This is a genomic window from Massilia sp. BGA-UO-ETr-WB1, assembly GCF_059567845.1.
Window position 1 is genome coordinate 346,473 of the sequence record NZ_JCAQOT010000027.1, and the last position, 16,661, is coordinate 363,133.

14 protein-coding genes and 1 pseudogene are annotated in these 16,661 nt (G+C 65.7%); 7 read left to right on the forward strand and 8 right to left on the reverse strand.

Annotation, left to right across the window (positions count from 1 at the left end):
* Positions 1-118: 118 nt before the first annotated feature.
* Together AC56DV_RS28495 and AC56DV_RS28500 are read right to left on the reverse strand one after the other, a co-directional pair.
* Entirely contained in the window at positions 119-736 is a 618-nt protein-coding gene (locus AC56DV_RS28495; RefSeq protein ID WP_496317579.1) for a DUF4337 domain-containing protein, read from the reverse strand.
* 42 nt (positions 737-778) lie between these two features.
* Positions 779-1,270 (reverse strand): dihydrofolate reductase, encoded by a 492-nt coding sequence (locus AC56DV_RS28500; protein WP_496317580.1) that lies wholly within the window; start codon positions 1,268-1,270, stop codon positions 779-781.
* 215 nt (positions 1,271-1,485) lie between these two features.
* On the opposite strand from AC56DV_RS28500, the gene AC56DV_RS28505 reads away from it, so the two are divergent.
* The 6 genes and pseudogenes from AC56DV_RS28505 (at position 1,486) to AC56DV_RS28530 (ending at position 10,197) form a co-directional block, all read left to right on the forward strand.
* A complete protein-coding gene (locus AC56DV_RS28505; RefSeq protein ID WP_496317581.1) occupies positions 1,486-1,899 on the forward strand; it encodes a hypothetical protein in 414 nt (137 codons plus the stop codon).
* 432 nt (positions 1,900-2,331) lie between these two features.
* Positions 2,332-3,504, forward strand: a complete 1,173-nt coding sequence (carA, locus tag AC56DV_RS28510; protein ID WP_496317582.1) for a glutamine-hydrolyzing carbamoyl-phosphate synthase small subunit — start codon at positions 2,332-2,334, stop codon at positions 3,502-3,504.
* Positions 3,497-6,700, forward strand: a pseudogene (gene carB / locus AC56DV_RS28515) (carbamoyl-phosphate synthase large subunit); the annotation flags it as partial. The gene carA and the pseudogene carB, both read left to right, overlap by 8 nt.
* Before the next feature lie 680 nt (positions 6,701-7,380).
* Complete coding sequence (locus AC56DV_RS28520; protein WP_496317583.1) at positions 7,381-9,147, forward strand: methyl-accepting chemotaxis protein; 1,767 nt, start codon at positions 7,381-7,383, stop codon at positions 9,145-9,147.
* A gap of 306 nt (positions 9,148-9,453) precedes the next feature.
* Complete coding sequence (locus tag AC56DV_RS28525) at positions 9,454-9,651, forward strand: YqaE/Pmp3 family membrane protein (protein WP_496317584.1); 198 nt, start codon at positions 9,454-9,456, stop codon at positions 9,649-9,651.
* A 12-nt stretch (positions 9,652-9,663) separates the two neighbouring features.
* Positions 9,664-10,197, forward strand: a complete 534-nt coding sequence (locus tag AC56DV_RS28530) for a hypothetical protein (protein WP_496317585.1) — start codon at positions 9,664-9,666, stop codon at positions 10,195-10,197.
* A 13-nt stretch (positions 10,198-10,210) separates the two neighbouring features.
* Here AC56DV_RS28530 and AC56DV_RS28535 read toward each other — a convergent pair whose 3' ends face one another.
* Entirely contained in the window at positions 10,211-10,558 is a 348-nt protein-coding gene (locus AC56DV_RS28535; protein WP_496317586.1) for an ArsR/SmtB family transcription factor, read from the reverse strand.
* Positions 10,542-10,997 (reverse strand): SRPBCC family protein, encoded by a 456-nt coding sequence (locus AC56DV_RS28540; protein ID WP_496317587.1) that lies wholly within the window; start codon positions 10,995-10,997, stop codon positions 10,542-10,544. The genes AC56DV_RS28535 and AC56DV_RS28540 overlap by 17 nt, the downstream gene beginning before the upstream one ends.
* 139 nt (positions 10,998-11,136) lie before the next feature.
* Here AC56DV_RS28540 and AC56DV_RS28545 point away from each other — a divergent pair, with 139 nt between their 5' ends.
* Positions 11,137-11,757, forward strand: coding sequence for a type 1 glutamine amidotransferase family protein (locus AC56DV_RS28545; RefSeq protein WP_496317588.1), 621 nt, complete (start codon positions 11,137-11,139; stop codon positions 11,755-11,757).
* Here the strand turns inward: AC56DV_RS28545 and AC56DV_RS28550 are convergent.
* The 4 genes from AC56DV_RS28550 to AC56DV_RS28565 all read right to left on the reverse strand — a co-directional run bounded on the left by AC56DV_RS28550 (position 11,754) and on the right by AC56DV_RS28565 (position 16,660).
* Positions 11,754-12,557 carry an enoyl-CoA hydratase gene (locus tag AC56DV_RS28550; RefSeq protein WP_496317589.1) on the reverse strand — a complete coding sequence of 268 codons (804 nt, stop codon included), beginning with the start codon at positions 12,555-12,557 and terminating at the stop codon, positions 11,754-11,756. The genes AC56DV_RS28545 and AC56DV_RS28550 overlap by 4 nt on opposite strands.
* 101 nt (positions 12,558-12,658) lie before the next feature.
* Positions 12,659-13,603 (reverse strand): thioredoxin-disulfide reductase, encoded by a 945-nt coding sequence (gene trxB / locus AC56DV_RS28555; RefSeq protein ID WP_496317590.1) that lies wholly within the window; start codon positions 13,601-13,603, stop codon positions 12,659-12,661.
* Between the two features lie 26 nt (positions 13,604-13,629).
* On the reverse strand, positions 13,630-15,498 hold the full coding sequence (dsbD, locus tag AC56DV_RS28560) for a protein-disulfide reductase DsbD (RefSeq protein ID WP_496317591.1): 1,869 nt from the start codon (positions 15,496-15,498) through the stop codon (positions 13,630-13,632).
* Positions 15,499-15,517: 19 nt separating this feature from the next.
* On the reverse strand, positions 15,518-16,660 hold the full coding sequence (locus AC56DV_RS28565; protein WP_496317592.1) for a DUF3570 domain-containing protein: 1,143 nt from the start codon (positions 16,658-16,660) through the stop codon (positions 15,518-15,520).
* Position 16,661 lies beyond the last annotated feature (1 nt).

Here is a 16,661-nt window from a genome sequence, read left to right on the forward strand (position 1 = left end):
GGCCGGAGCGGGCTGGGCGAAAAAAAATAAGAACGGGATTCTCGCAGAAAATGCCGCCAACGGGGAAAAAAGTTACGTTGCTGGCAGCATAGTCTTTCATATCAGTGCCTGGTGGTGCCTAATGGTGGACGGCGGCCGCGCCGCCGCCCATCAGCGCGCCGACCGGATCGATGTGCAGGGCCGCGAACAGCCCCAGCGCGATCCCGGCGCCGGCCACCGCGTACGCAGTGTACAGCAGCCAGCGGCGGTGCGTCAGAAGGGTGATCGCCGCCAGCGAAATGGCGATCTGTTCGGCCGTGGTGGCCAGCGCCCACTGGTGGTGCTGATGCAGCGCGGCGTCGGACTTTTTGTTCCATTCGGCCGACGAGGCTTCCCACTTCTCGGCGTCTTTCTTGATGTCTTCCTTCTCGCTGCGGTAGCGCGCCACCTCGGCTTTGTACTTTTCCGGGTCCGCGTTCGGCAGCGTCATGGCCAGCTCGGCCAGGTTCTGCTTGTTGGACTTGGCCTGGTAGTAGTTCCAGCTGTTGGCGGCCTGGGTCTTGTCGATGGCGGCGTTGTTCTTGTACAGGGCCGCCTCGTTCTGCGTGGCGCCGCCCTGGTAGCCGAACAGCGCGCCTACCGTGGCCAGGATGGCGGTGGTGACGGCGATGTTGCCGGAGAATTTGTCGTCGCTGTGGGCGGCATGCTCCACAGCGTGGTCGTGCGGGCCGTGGACGTGAAAGCCGTGTCCTGACATTGATGGTTCCTTTGCTGCTTTGTTGAGATAACGAATGAGGGCTTACTGCGGCCGGCGCCGCAGGGTGACGAAGGCGTACGGCAGGCCGTTGGCGGAGGTGTACTGCTGGCGCTCCAGCTCCTGCCATTCTGCGCCCAGCGGCGGGAAATGGGCGTCGCATTGGAAAGCCTGGCCGATTTCGGTCTGGATCACCTGGTCCGCCAGGCCTGCGGCCAGCGCTTCGGCGTAGATCTGGGCGCCGCCGATGATGAAGGCCTCCTCCGCGTCCTGCACCAGCGCGCGCGCCTGTCCCAGCGACTGCGCCGTCTCCACGCCGTCGGCGCGCCATTCGGCGCTGCGGGTGACGACGATGTTGCGGCGGTTGGGCAAGGGCCGGCCGATCGACTCATAGGTCTTGCGGCCCATGATGACGGGGTGGCCCGTGGTCAGGCGCTTGAAATGCGCCATGTCTTCCGGCAGCTTCCACGGCAGCGTGTTGTTGATGCCGATGCCGCGCTGGGCGTCGGTGGCGACGATGATGGTCAGGAGTGTCATGTGCGCTCGCGGGCAATGTTGCTTGGCCCGACATTATAGCTGGCAGCCAACAAGCCGTCTGCTTGCCGCGCGCCATGGGTTCTTTGCATTGGGGTGCCACGCGTGGCGTGAGGCGACGAGAGCGGTAGTTCCTCCGCTGATTAAATAGACGAGCTAAACGGACGAGCACCGACTTCATTTTGAATATGTGGGTGCGACGATTCATCGGAGGAATTATGTTTAAAAGAAACTCAGTTTCGGCAGCGCTGTTGTGCGCGCTGTGCATGGCCAACGCTTTCGCTGCCTCGGCGCATGCGGACATCACGGGCTTCAAGATCGAATTAATCGATATGAATACCGCTGACGGCATTACGCCGGCGATCTCCTTTCCTTATGAACCCTGGGTGCAGGCATTTATCGGCATTTACAACCGCAGCGACTATTTAGAGGATTACAGCGGCTATTACGGCACGCTGCATGGCGCAAACGGCACCGGCATCGCCATTACCACTGTCTTGCCGGACAGCGGCAGCGGCAACGTGGAGGCCTTTAATGCCGATTCGCTGGCTTACAGCAGCGGCAGCCAGACCATGCCATTTGTTCTTACGCCCAATACCCTGGCGCGATCGCCAGTCTGGAAGCGGACCTGATGGGAGGGTGACGGCGGGGCTGGCCGTCCTGGGCGGTGCGCAATGGCGGCGTCGCGGACGCGGAAGTGTGAGAAAAGTCAACCATGAGACATTTCGATTTTTATAGATAGCAGATATTGTCCAGGGCAAAAATTGAATATCGCGCGACTATTAATTTGGCGCCCAGTCCGGCATCGGCAATGTTGTTGGCTGGGTCAGCCTTTTTATCAAGCGGACAATTAGAATTAAAGTTTGATCAACGAACGTTGCGTAATTGCATCACGGAAATAAGTTTGTTCAGGACGCTGGCCCGCATATTCCTGTGAGGTGAGGATTGGAGAGAATTGGCGTCGTCTTTTTCCCGTATTGTGACTTCCAGCGGTGGCCGGTATTCCCCATAGGAAAGCGAAAACCCGCACGAATTGTTAAATGGATGTCACGAAGGAGACGGCAATGAAACATCCACTCAAGCATGCCTTGGGCGAAGTAGGACACGCGGTTCTGGCGCTTGCCGACGGAACTTTATTTCAAGGCGTTGCGATAGGCGCCGCAGGCCACACCAGCGGCGAAGTGGTGTTCAATACCGCGATGACGGGCTACCAGGAAATTCTGAGCGACCCCAGCTACAGCCGCCAGATCGTTACCCTGACCTATCCCCACATCGGCAACACCGGCGTGAACGGCGAGGACGGCGAATCGCCGCGCATCCACGCCGCCGGCCTGGTCATCAAGGACCTGCCCCTGCTGGCCTCCAATTTCCGCTCCTCGCAAAGCCTGTCCGACTGGCTGCGGGTACAGAACATCGTCGCCATTGCCGGCATCGATACCCGCAAGCTGACCCGAATCCTGCGCCAGGACGGCGCCCAGAACGGCGCCATCGTGGCCGGCGCCGCAACGCCCGCGCAGCTGTCCGCCCAGGCGCTGGAACTGGCGCGCAGCTTCTCCGGCCTGGCCGGCATGGACCTGGCGCGCACCGTCAGCACGGCCAGCGCCTACGAGTGGCACGCCACCGAGTGGCGCCTGGGCAAAGGCTTCGGCCGGGTGGACAATCCGCGCTTCCACGTGGTGGCCTACGACTACGGCGTCAAGACCAATATCCTGCGCATGCTGGCCGAACGCGGCTGCCGCGTCACCGTGCTGCCGGCCGAAGCGGGCGCCCGGGCCGCGCTGGAGCTGGAACCGGACGGCATCTTCCTGTCCAACGGCCCCGGCGATCCGCAGCCCTGCGGCTACGCCATCGAGGCCGCGCGCGAACTGATAGAGCGCGGCATCCCCACCTTCGGCATCTGCCTGGGACATCAGATCATGGCGCTCGCTTCGGGTGCGCGCACGCTGAAAATGAAGTTCGGCCACCACGGCGCCAACCACCCGGTTCAGGAGCTGGCCAGCGGCAAGGTGATGATCACGTCCCAGAACCACGGCTTCGCGGTCGATGCGGAGTCGCTGCCGGCCAATTGCCGCGTCACCCATATCTCGCTGTTCGACGGCTCGCTGCAAGGCTTCATGCGCACCGACCGTCCGGCCTTCTGCTTCCAGGGCCACCCGGAAGCCTCGCCCGGTCCGCACGACCTGGCGCCCTTGTTCGACCGTTTCGTTAATCTGATGGGAGGCCAGCAGCATGCCTAAGCGTACCGACATCAACAGCATCCTCATTATCGGCGCCGGCCCCATCGTCATCGGCCAGGCCTGCGAGTTCGACTATTCCGGCGCCCAGGCCTGCAAGGCGCTGCGCGAGGAGGGCTACAAGGTCATCCTGGTCAACAGCAACCCGGCCACTATCATGACCGACCCGGACATGGCGGACGTCACTTATATCGAGCCGGTCACCTGGCAGGTGGTGGCGCGCATCATCGAGAAGGAACGCCCGCAGGCGGTGCTGCCCACCATGGGCGGCCAGACCGCGCTCAATTGCGCGCTCGACCTGCACCGCCACGGCGTGCTGGAACAGTACGGCGTGGAGCTGATCGGCGCCACCCCGGAAGCCATCGACAAGGCCGAGGACCGCGCCAAGTTCAAGGCCTGCATGAGCAAGATCGGCCTGGAATCGGCGCGCTCCGGCATCGCCCACAGCATGGCCGAAGCCTGGGCCGCGCAGGAGGAGCTGGGATTCCCGGTCATCATCCGGCCTTCGTTCACCATGGGCGGCAGCGGCGGCGGCATCGCGCACGACGCGGCCCAGTTCAACGAGATCTGCGCGCGCGGGCTGGAGCTGTCGCCCACCTCCGAGCTGCTGATCGAGGAATCGCTGATCGGCTGGAAGGAATTCGAGATGGAGGTGGTGCGCGACAAGGCGGACAACTGCATCATCGTCTGCTCCATCGAAAACCTGGACCCGATGGGCGTGCACACCGGCGATTCGATCACCGTCGCTCCTGCGCAGACGCTGACCGACAAGGAATACCAGATCATGCGCAACGCCTCTCTGGCGGTGCTGCGCAAGATCGGCGTGGATACCGGCGGCTCCAACGTGCAGTTCGCGCTGAACCCTGCCGACGGCCGCATGATCGTCATCGAAATGAACCCGCGCGTGTCGCGCTCCTCCGCGCTGGCCTCGAAAGCCACAGGCTTCCCGATTGCCCGCGTGGCGGCCAAGCTTGCTGTTGGTTTTACTCTCGATGAACTGCAGAACGACATCACCGGCGGCGCCACCCCGTCCTCGTTCGAGCCGTCCATCGACTACGTGGTGACCAAGGTGCCGCGCTTCGCCTTCGAGAAATTCCCCGGCGCCGACGAGCGCCTGACCACGCAGATGAAATCCGTCGGCGAGGTGATGGCCATGGGCCGCACCTTCCAGGAGTCGTTCCAGAAGGCCTTGCGCGGGCTGGAGGTGGGCGTGGACGGCCTGCGCCGCCCCAGCACCGGCGCCGCCGTTATCGCCGAACAGCTGTCCTCGCCCGGCCCGCAGCGCATCTGGTACGTGGGCGAAGCCTTCGCGCAGGGCATGACGCAGGACGAAGTGCACCGCCTGTCCGGCATCGATCCCTGGTTCCTGGCCCAGATCCACGACCTGGTGGAAGTGGAGCAGTGGGTGCAGACGCAAACGCTGGAAGGGCTGGACAAGCCGGTGCTGTTCCGCCTGAAGCAGCAGGGCTTCGGCGACCGCCGCCTGGCCGCGCTGCTGGGCGTGACCGAGCAGGCCGTGCGCACCCACCGCCAGTTGCTGGGCGTGCGCCCGGTGTACAAGCGGGTGGACACCTGCGCCGCCGAATTCGCCACCCGCACCGCCTATATGTACTCGACCTACGACGAGGAATGCGAATCGCAGCCCACCAATGCGCGCAAGATCATGGTGCTGGGCGGCGGCCCGAACCGCATCGGCCAGGGCATCGAGTTCGACTACTGCTGCGTGCACGCAGCGCTGGCCATGCGCGAGGACGGCTACGAGACCATCATGGTCAACTGCAATCCCGAAACCGTGTCCACCGATTACGACACGTCCGACCGCCTGTACTTCGAATCGCTGACCCTGGAGGACGTGCTGGAAATCGTCGCCATCGAGCGCCCCATGGGTGTGATCGTGCAGTACGGCGGCCAGACCCCGCTGAAGCTGGCGCTGGACCTGGAGGCGAACGGCGTACCCATCATCGGCACTTCGCCGGACATGATCGATGCGGCCGAGGACCGCGAGCGCTTCCAGCAGCTGCTGCACCAGCTGGACCTGCGCCAGCCGCCCAACCGCACCGCCCGCACCGAGCAGGACGCGGTGATGCTGGCCGAGGAAATCGGCTATCCGCTGGTGGTGCGCCCGTCCTATGTGCTGGGCGGCCGCGCCATGGAGATCGTGCACGAGCGCGCCGACCTGGAGCGCTACATGCGCGAGGCGGTGAAGGTGTCGCACGACTCGCCGGTGCTGCTGGACCGCTTCCTGAACGACGCCATCGAGGTGGACGTGGACTGCGTGTCGGACGGCGCCCAGGTGGTGATCGGCGGGGTGATGGAGCATGTCGAGCAAGCCGGCATCCACTCCGGCGACTCGGCCTGTTCGCTGCCGCCGTATTCGCTGGCGCACGACACCGTGGCCGAGATCAAGCGCCAGACCGAGCGCCTGGCGCGCGGCCTGCACGTGGTGGGGCTGATGAACGTGCAGTTCGCGGTCCAGCGCAACAAGGTGGACGGCCGCGTGCGCGACCAGATCTTCGTGCTGGAAGTGAATCCGCGCGCTTCGCGCACCGTGCCCTTCGTGTCCAAGGCCACCGGCCTGGCGCTGGCCAAGGTGGCTGCGCGCTGCATGGCCGGCCAGTCGCTGGCGGAGCAGGGCGTGACGGCCGAGATCGTGCCGCCGTACTTCAGCGTGAAGGAAGCGGTGCTGCCGTTCGCCAAATTCCTCGGCGTGGACACCATCCTCGGACCTGAAATGAAATCGACCGGCGAAGTGATGGGCTGCGGCCCGACTTTCGGCGAAGCCTATTTCAAGGCGCTGTTGGGCGCCAATGTGCGCCTGCCGCGCGGCGGCCAAGCCTATCTGCGGGTGCGCAAGGGCGACCAGGCGCGCGCGGTGGCACTGGCGCGCGAACTGTCTGCGGCCGGCTTCGAGCTGCTGGCCAGCCACGTGACGGCGCTGGTGATCGGCGCGGCCGAGATCCCGGTGCGCGAGCTGCAGGACGAGCAAGCCATGGCCATGCTGGCCAACAAGGAAATCGGCCTGGTGGTCATCACGGTGGACGAGAAGCGCAGCGCCATCGGCGCCTCGCGCGCGCTGCGGGTGGCGGCGCTGGCGTCGGGCGCGGCCTACTTCACCACCATCGCGGCGGGCGAAGCGGCGCTGGACGCCATGCGACACGCGGACGACACCACGCTGCATTCGCTGCAGGAACTGCACCGGCAGGCCGCGCAGGCCCACCTGGAAGCATCCGTGGCGCAAGCGACGCGCGAAGCCATCGCCGTGGCCAGCGCGGCGGCGCGGGCGCGCCGCGAGCCGAGCGCCGCGGACCTGGCCGCCGCAGCGGCCGAGCTGCCGGAACGGCGCCGCAGCGCGCGCGAACGCAGCGTGGGCGTGCCGCCGCTGCGGCTGTTCATCCGCCAGCCGTTCACCGAATCGGACCAGCGGCAGCAGCGCATGATCGCAGACATCCTGCAGCTGATCGACAGCGCCAACGGCCTGCCGCATCCGTTCCAGTACCTGACCGGCACCGAGGCCGAAAGCGCGGACACCTTCCGCGTGTCTTTCGAGCGCAAACAGCAGCAGCCGTTCACGCCGAAGAACTTCCGCCGCCACCGGCTGCAACTGCTGCAGGAGGCGGACGTGATGATCAACATCCGCGTCGGCATGAGCGAGAGCAGCGCCTTCGAGCTGGCCTACCACATCTTCCAGGGCCGCCGCACGCCGGTGCTGTTCCTGGTGTGGAAAGGCGCGCCGATCAAGACCACCTTGCTGCGCGAGCTGGACGACCTGTGCGACGTGACTTATATCGAGTTTGACGAAGTGGAAGAACTGCGAAGCGGCTTGCACCGTTTCTTTGGCAATACGGCATTAAAAATCCAAGACTAAGCAAGGAGTATCACATGTTGGCTAATATGAAGATCAAACACCTGGTGATAATCGCGCTGGCAATCCTGATATCAATGATCATGGTGATCGGCGCGATGGGTATCTACAGTGCCAATCGCTCCGTCAGCCTGCTCAAGGAGGTCACGCTGAGCGATCAATCGAACGCCAATGAGCGCAACGCCATACGCCTGGATATGGAAACCAACCGCAGCCAGATCCTGCAGGCGCTGCAGCACAACACGGCCTTCGACTGGTCCAAGCTGCACGATCACGCGTTGACCGTCCACTGGGGCATCATCGACGAAGCGTCGGCGCGCGCGGCCAAGCGCTGGGAGCACTACCTGGCCAGCATCAAGTCCGAGGAGGAGAAGAAGCTGGCGCAGGACTGGTACGAGAAAAGCGCGGGCCTGGGCCTGGAGCACATCAAGGCGGCGGCCGCCGCCATCAAGGCCGACCAGTGGGATGACGCCGAGATGGTGCTGATCAAAAAGATCAACCCCTCCTACCGCGTCGGCGACGTGGCACTGAAGGCGCTGGCCGAGCATAGCGACCAGCGCGGCAAGGCCAACGACGTGGCGGTGCAGGCCGGCCTGGACAGCGCGCGCAACACCACCATCGTGGTGCTGGTATTGGGCGTGGCCTTGTCCGTGTTCGTCGGCATGCTGCTGGTGAAAGCCATTGCCGGTCCGCTGCAGCAAGCCATGGACATCGCTATCCAGGTAGCCGAGGGTGACCTGACCGGCAAGGTGGAACAGCGCAGCAACAGCGAGATCGGCCAGCTGCTGACGGCGCTGGACAAGATGAAGACCAGCCTGGCGGCCATCGTGGCCGAGGTGCGCGGCAGCACCGACACCATCTCGAGCGCTTCGGGCCAGATCGCCGCCGGCAATATGGATTTGTCGGACCGCACCGGCCAGCAGGCCGGCTCGCTGGAGGAAACCGCGTCCTCGATGGAGGAGCTGACCGGCACCGTCAAGCAGAACGCCGAGAACTCGCGCCAGGCCAATATGCTGGCGCAGTCGGCCTCCGAAGTGGCCATCAAGGGCGGCGTGGTGGTGTCGCAGGTGGTGGACACCATGGGTTCGATCAACGATTCGTCCAAGAAGATCGTGGACATTATCGGCGTGATCGACGGCATCGCCTTCCAGACCAACATCCTGGCGCTGAATGCTGCGGTGGAGGCGGCGCGCGCGGGCGAGCAGGGCAGGGGCTTCGCGGTGGTGGCCTCCGAGGTGCGCAACCTGGCGCAGCGTTCGGCGGCGGCGGCCAAGGAAATCAAGGCCCTGATCGACGACTCGGTGGACAAGGTGGGCAGCGGCGCCAAGCTGGTGGACCAGGCCGGCGCCACGATGCAGGAGATCGTCACCAGCATCCAGCGCGTCACCAGCATCATGAGCGAGATCACGCAGGCCAGCCAGGAGCAGACCATGGGCCTGGACCAGATCCACTCCGCCATCACGCAAATGGACGGCCTGACGCAGCAGAACGTGGCGCTGGTGGAGGAGGCTGCCGCCGCCGCCGATGCGCTGAACGAGCGCGCCCAGGGCCTGACCCGCGTGGTCAGCGTGTTCAAGCTGGACGGCAAGCAAGCCGCCGCCGCGTACGCGCCGCCGGCCAGGGCCCGCGCGCTGACGGCGGCCTCCAAGCCTGCCACCGCAGCCAAAGCCGCCGCCCCGGTGCGCAAGCTGGCCGGCGCTGCGGGCGGCAATGCGCCCAAGTCTAAATTCATGCCCAAACCGCGCGTCGCCAATGGCGCCGATAGCGACTGGGAAGAGTTTTAAGCGGGCGAGCTGAACGGTCCCCTGTTTCTGATCGTGATCTAATTGACCGGCATATTTTGCCGGTCAATTTGTTGCTTTCATAACGGCGCCGTTGTGGCGCAGGCCACCAGCTACGTGCTGGCGCCGGGGCCCGAGCCGGAACAATACGCCATGTGGCTGGCCGGAATATCCCCGCTATTGACGTATAAGAAGCTCCGCCGCTGATCCTCGGGCGTGCGGAGTCGGGTTTGGATTTTCTGTATTTTGTGCTAACTTGACGGCCGTGCCGTGCTGCACGGCCGTTTTTATCTTTCCGAAAGGTTTTACATGCGTTTGCTGATTGCTTTGGTACTGCCCTGGCTCACCTTCTTCACCATCGGCCGTCCATTCGCCGGCATCATCTGCCTGATTCTCCAGCTGACCGTACTGGGCTGGGTTCCGGCCGCCATCTGGGCCGTGTATGCGCTCAGCCAGTACAGCACCGACCAGAAGATCCAGGATGCGCTGCGCCAGCGCGGCCACTGATTAAGGAAGAGCATGATTTCACTAAAATTGCTGGCCGCCGCCGGCCTGATGGCAATGTCCACCCTGGCCCTGGCCGCCGCCCCGGCCGCCGCCCCGGCCAGCACCGCGGCCCCCAGCGCCATGCAGGTGAAGGCCGCGTACGACCTGCTGGCCGCCATGCAAGCCGAAAAGCTGACCCGCACGGTGGCCGGCGGCAGCCGCTTCGCCAACGAGCAGCAGCGCGTGGCCTTCATGGCCAAGCTGGACAAGGTGCCTGCAACGGAAGTCTACAACCGCCTCTCCGCGCCGGTGGCCAAGCTGGTGTCCGCCGAGACGGCGGTGGAGATGACGCGTTTCTACCAGTCCACTTACGGCCAGAAAGTGCTGCAGAAGACTTACAACGGCGGCCCTAGCATGTACGATGAAGCGCCGAAGCCGACGCCGGCCGAAAAGGCGGAGCTGGCCAAGCCGGCCTACATCAAGGCCGACAAGGAATTCCAGGCCGCCAAATCCGCCATCCGCCACGAAGTGTTCGTCCTGGTGAGCCAACTGGCCAAAGCAAAGTAAGCCTGCAACCCGTCTAGCTTTCCACGAACGCCTTGAGCCTTGCCAGGGTGCGGTCCCATTGCGCGGATACCTGCTGCAGATAGGCTTGCGCCTGCGTGAGCGTCTCCGGTTCGAACTCGAACCGGCTTTCGCGGCCGGCACGCACGCTGCGCACCATGCCCGCGTCCTGCAGCACGCGCAAATGCTTGGTGATCGCTTGCCGGGTCAGGTGCGAGCCGTCCGTCAGCTCGGCAATGCTGCGCGGCTTGCCGCCGGCGAGCCGTTCGACCAGCCAAAGCCGCGTCTCATCCCCCAGCGCCGAGAACACCACCGCCGGGGGCGGCACAGCCTTGCCGCGCGCGGAGTCAGCCTGGGTTGGCATCGAGATGTTCCGCGATATTTGCCAGCTGCGCCTCCCAGCCGCCCTCGTTCATGTGAAAAGCCTCGAAGCGGCGCTCCTCCGGCAGCGCGTCGAAGCCGGATTCGGTCACCGTCAGCAGCGTGCCCGCCGGCGATGGCGCCAGCCGGAACTCCACCAGCGTGGACGGTTCGCTGGAATAGTCCTTTTCGGGATCCACCGCGTAGGGATGCCAGGTGAAGGAGAACAGCCGCTCAGGCTCTATTGCCTGGGTGACGGTGGTCCACTGGACGTGCTCGAAGCCGCTGATGGTGATGTGCCCATGGCTCGGCTGTCCCGCCACGAACGGCCCCTCCAGCTTTACGCCGAACCACTGGCCGAACTCCGCGTGGTCCGTCAGCGCGCGCCACACGCGGGATACGGGCGCTTTCAGTTCAGTCTGTTTTTCAATCTGGTTTTTCATTTGCCACCTCCTGGTTGCATGTTAGTCGGCGCTCAGTACATATGCAACCATTAAGTTGCCTATCGATGAATTCGTTAGCTTATTGGCCAGATTGCCAATAAGATGTGCTTTTGACCCGTTCTGATTTGTGGAGGCAGCGATGAAGATATACCTGGTTGTTCTGAACACCCTGGCCGATTGGGAAATCGGCTACCTGACGGCGGAGCTGCACAGCAAGCGGATGATGGCGGACCCCGGCGTGGAGTGCGAGATCGTGAAGGTAGGCCTGACCCGTGAGCCGATCGCCACCATGGGCGGCATCGCGATGACGCCCGACATCACCTTCGACGCGGTGAAAATGGAAGCGGAGGATTTGCTGCTGATGCCGGGCGCGGACCTGTGGCAGACGCCGGAAGCGGCGCCGCTGCTGGCCTTCGCCAAGGACCTGGTGGTGCGCGGCTACCGCGTAGCCGCCATCTGCGGCGCCACCATCGGCCTGGCGCAGGTGGGTGCGCTGGACGACAGGCAGCACACCAGCAACGACAAGGGCTACCTGAAGACGGTGTGCCCCGGCTACACCGGCGAGCAGCGCTACGTGGACGCGCCAGCGGTACGCGACGGTAACCTGATCACCGCTTCCGGCCTGGCGCCGCTGGAGTTCTCGTACGAAGTGATGAAGATGCTGGGCCTGTTCCGGCCCGCGACGGTGGACGCCTGGTTCAAGCTGTATTCCACCCGCGAGCCGCAGTACTACGAATCCTTGATGGCGTCGATGAGTTAGGAGGCGGCGCGCCAGGCCGGCTGGCGTTTTTCCAGGAAGGCGTCGATGCCTTCGCCGGCGTCCTCTTCCATCATGTTGCGCGCCATCACGTCGCCGGCGTAGTCGTAGGCTTCGCCCAGCGCCATCTGGCGCTGCCGGTAGAACATCGCTTTGCCGTGGCGTATGGCCGCCGGGCTCTTGCCCACGATGTCGGCAACCTTGCGCGCCACCGCCATGTCCAGCTCATCGTCGGGAACGGCGTCGTTGATCAGGCCGAAGCCCGCCGCCGTCGCCGCGTCGATGAAGCGCCCGGTGACCAGCATGTCGAAGGCGCGCTTGGGCGAGACGTTGCGCGACAAGGCCACCGCCGGGGTGGCGCAGAACAGGCCGACGTTGATGCCGGAAACGGCGAACCGCGCACTGTTGGCCGCGATCGCCAGGTCGCAGCTGGCCACCAGCTGGCAGCCGGCTGCGGTGGCAATGCCGTGCACCCGGGCGATCACCGGCACCGGCAAGGCCTGGATCGCCTGCATCACCCGGCCGCAGCGCGCGAACAGCGCCTTGTAGTAGTCGAGGCTGGGCTGCGCCCGCATTTCACGCAAGTCGTGTCCCGCGCAGAAGGCCTTGCCTTCACCGGCCAGTACCACGCAGCGCATGGCCGGGTCGACGGCCACGGCGTCGAGCGCGTTCTGCAGCGCGTCCAGCATGGCCTCGGACAGCGCGTTGAACTGCAAGGGCCGGTTCATGCGCAGCGTTACCACGCCGCCGCGCTCTTCCCGCAGCAGCAAAGGGGTTTGTTCGGTCTGCATGTTCGTCTCCATGTTGATTTCCGTATGCTCCGCGCTGTCAAATTGTACAGACATTGCGGAGCAGAGGGGAGCAGCGCGGAGCTGAATGCAGACTTTCCGGCTCACCGCTTCACTCACTGCTCCAGGTAGCGCTGCGCGTCCAGCGCAGCCATGCAGCCGGTGCCGGCGCTGGTGATGGCCTGGCGGTAGACATGGTTCTGCACGTCGCCGGCCGCGAACACGCCCGGCGCCGTGGTGGCGGTGGCCATGCCCTCGGTGCCGGTGCGGGTCTTGATGTAGCCGTTGTGCATTTCCAGCTGGCCTTCGAAGATGCCGGTGTTCGGCTTGTGGCCGATGGCCACGAACAGGCCGTGCACCTTGACCTGGCTCAGCGCGCCGTCGGCGGTGGCCGCCAGCGTCAGGCCGGTCACGCCGCCCTGGTCGCCGGTCACTTCGTGCAGCGTGTGGTTCAGTTTCAGCTCGATCCTGCCTTCGGCGACCTTGGCCATCAGGCGGTCGATCAGGATGGCTTCGGCGCGGAACTTGTCGCGCCGGTGCACCACCGTCACCTTGGAGGCGATGTTGGAAAGGTACAGCGCTTCCTCGACGGCGGTGTTGCCGCCGCCGATCACCGCCACCTCTTTGCCACGGTAGAAGAAGCCGTCGCAGGTGGCGCAGGCGGACACGCCGCGCCCCATGTAAGCCTGCTCGGACGGCAGGCCGAGATACTGGGCCGACGCGCCGGTGGCGATGATCAGCGCGTCGCAGGTGTATTCGGCGCTGTCGCCGATCAGGCGGATCGGCTTTTCGCTCAGCTTCGCTGTGTGGATATAGTCGAACACGATGTCGGTGTTGAAGCGTTCGGCGTGCTGCAGGAAGCGCTGCATCAGGTCCGGGCCTTGCACGCCCATCGGGTCGGCCGGCCAGTTTTCCACGTCGGTGGTGGTCATCAGCTGGCCGCCCTGGTCCACGCCGGTCACCAGCATGGGGTTCAGGTTGGCGCGCGCGGCGTAAATGGCGGCGCTGTAGCCGGCCGGGCCGGAGCCGAGTATCAGTACGCGGGCATGTTTCTTGGTCATGGTTTTCCGTTTTTCGATGGTTGAACTCAGCCCGCCCGCTGCGCGCGCTGCAGCTGCTGGATGAAGGGCTCGGGCGGGATGAAGCCGATCAGGCGGCCCTGCGGGATCTCCTTGCCGCTGGCGTCGAACAGGATGATGCCGGGCGGCCCGAACAGGCTGAACTTCTTCATCAGCGCGCGGTCGTCGGCATTGTTCGCGGTGACGTCCACCTGGATCAGGCGCATCTTCTTCATCTCCGCGCCGACGGCGGCCTTGGAGAAGGTCATGCGTTCCATCTCCTTGCAGGCCACGCACCAGTCGGCGTAGAAGTCCAGCAGCACCGGCTCCCTGGCCTCGGCCAGCACGGTTTCCAGCTCGGCCACGGTGCGGATGCGGGTGAAGCGCGGCTCGCCGTGGCCCTCGTCGGCGACGGTGGCCGCGTTGGCGCTGCCGCCGCGCAGGTGGGCCAGCGGCTGCAGCACGTCGCGCCCGGCGCTGGCTGCGCCCACCAGCTCGAACAGGCCGCCCACCAGGAACAGCAGGCCGAGCGCCTTGGCGGCGTAGGCGCCAGGCTTGCTGCCGGGCGGCAGCGCCTGGCCGACGTGCAGGAACACGGCGCACAGGATGGCCAGGCCGCCCCACAGCATCATCATCACGGGAACCGGGAACACCGGCGACACCATCCACACCGCCACCGCGATCAGCAGCAGGCCGAACACTTTCTTCACGCCGTTCATCCAGGCGCCGGCGCGCGGCAACAGGCTGCCGGCGGAGAGGCCGGTGAGCAGCAGCGGCACGCTCATGCCGCACGCCATCGAGAACAGCGCCCAGCCGCCTATCCAGGCGTTGCCGGTCTGGCTGATGTAGAGCAGGGCGCCGGCCAGCGGACCCGCCACGCAGGGGCCGACGATCAGCGCCGACAGCGCGCCCATGGCGAACACGCCGAGGAAGCGCCCGCCGCGCAGCTTGCCGCCGGTTTCGCTCAGGCGCGACTGCAGGCCGCTCGGCAGCTGCAGCTGGTAGACGTCGAACATGGACAGCGCCAGGCCCACCAGCAGGGCGCCGAAGGTCAGCAGCACCCATGGCTTCTGCAGCGCGCCGGCCAGCCCTTCGCCCGCCAGCCCGGCGCCCACGCCCAGCGCCGTGTACACCAGCGCCATGCCGATGCAGTAGGCGCCCGCCAGCAGCAGGCCGCGGCTGCGCGACACGCTGCCTTCACCCACGATGATGGAGGACAGGATGGGCACCATCGGCAGCACGCACGGGGTAAACGAGAGCAGCAGGCCGAACACCAGGAAGGCGCCGCCGATACGCCACAGGCTGCCGCTTTGCAGCGTGCGCTGGGCCAGCGTGCTGTCGTCCTCGGGCAGTGCGGCGGCTTGCGCCGCCGTGGCGGGTGCTGCGGGCGCGGTGGCTGAGGCAACTGCGGTGGCTGCGGCGGCGCCGCCGTCCACGGCGGGGATTGCCGCCAGTGCGCCAGGCTGGGCCGGGTCGACCTTGAACGCCAGCTCCTGCGGCGGGTAGCACAGGCCCGCGTCCGCGCAGCCCTGGTAGCCCACGGTCAGCGTAAAGGGCGCGGCGGTGCCGCCGCCGGTCAGCGGCAGCGTGACCACCAGCTGCCGCTGGTACGTCTCCATCTCCTTGTTGAAGTTCTCGTCGAACTTGCGGATGCCGGCCGGCAGCGTGGGCTGCGCCAGCGCTGCGCTACCCTTGAAGGCCAGCCGTTCGCGGTACAGGTGGTAGCCCGGAGCGATGGCCCAGGTCAGCACCAGGGTGTCGCTGTCGCGTAGCTCGCCGCGCAGCTGGAAAGCTTGCTCGGGGGCGAGAAAGTCGTCGGCCGCCGCCGCCGTGCCGGGCAGGCCGGCCAAGGCCAGCATGGCGCAGAGCGCCAGCAGCCAGTTAAGAATACGTTGCATTACATCCTCCCAAAATGATTTACCACTGGCGCGTGAGGCCCAGCTGGATGCTGCGCGAGCGCATTGCGTCCAGTCCGGGGCTGCCGCTGCTGAAGGCGCGCCAGGCGCCGCGCTGCTGATAGGCTTCCACTTTCACGTCCACGGTCCAGTCGCGGTTCAAGGCCTTTGCCACCTTGATCCCCAGCGTCACCGCGCCGAAGCCTGACAGGCGCTGGTCGGCCGACGAGAAGCGCGTGCTGCCGAACACATAGCCGGGCGGGAACGGTTCGCCCAGCGTGGCGTCGTACACCGGGTCGTAATAGAAGCTGGCCGCGCGCTGGCTGTGATAGCGCGCCGACGGCGTCACCCGCCAGCCATCGGCCAGCGGCTGCACGTACTCGGCGCCCAGCGTGTGCGCGCGGATGCCGTAGCTGTCGTTGTAGTAGCGGTAGCTCAGGCGCGTAGCGCCGCCGCTGCCCTCGTGGTGGTGGTTCCAGCGCGCCAGCAAGGTGTTCTGGTCGCGCTCGCGCGGCCGGTTGTCGAAGGCCTTGTAGGGGTCGGAATAGTAGCCGTGGCCCTGGGTGCGCGTCAGCGTCAGCTGGGCGATGTCGTCAGGGCTGAGCACCTGGGTCACGCCCAGCATCACATTGACGGTCTGGCGCGTCTGGCCGCTGACGATGTTGTTCACCGGGTCGATGGAATCGTCCGAGCCGCCCACGCCGAACGACCAGGTGGTGTTCTTGTCGGCGCTGGACACGGTGCCCGTCAGCGACAGGGCGCGCGACACATAGTCGTGCTCGGTGGAGTAGGCTGCGCCCACGGTCACGCTGCCGCACGGCAGATAGCGGGTAACGGCGATGTCGCCGGCGCGCCGCATGTCCTTCATGCGCGAGGCGCCCGACACCGCCGTGTGGTAGCGCGGAGAGGCGCCGGACACGTGGTCCGAGGTCAGCGAGCCGGCCAGCGACCATTCGCCGGCAATCGGCGTCACCAGCGCCACCGACGGCGCGGTCACTTTCACCCGGTCCAGGCCCGACTGGCTTTCCTCGTAGTTCAGGTACTTGAAGCTGAGGGTGGTGCGTTCCGGCGGCTCCTCGGCGTGCGCGGTCAGGCCCGGCAGCAGCAGCGCCGCCGCCAGCAGCGCATTGCCCAACGGAGGGCGGTCAGGGTTTTGTGGTTTCATG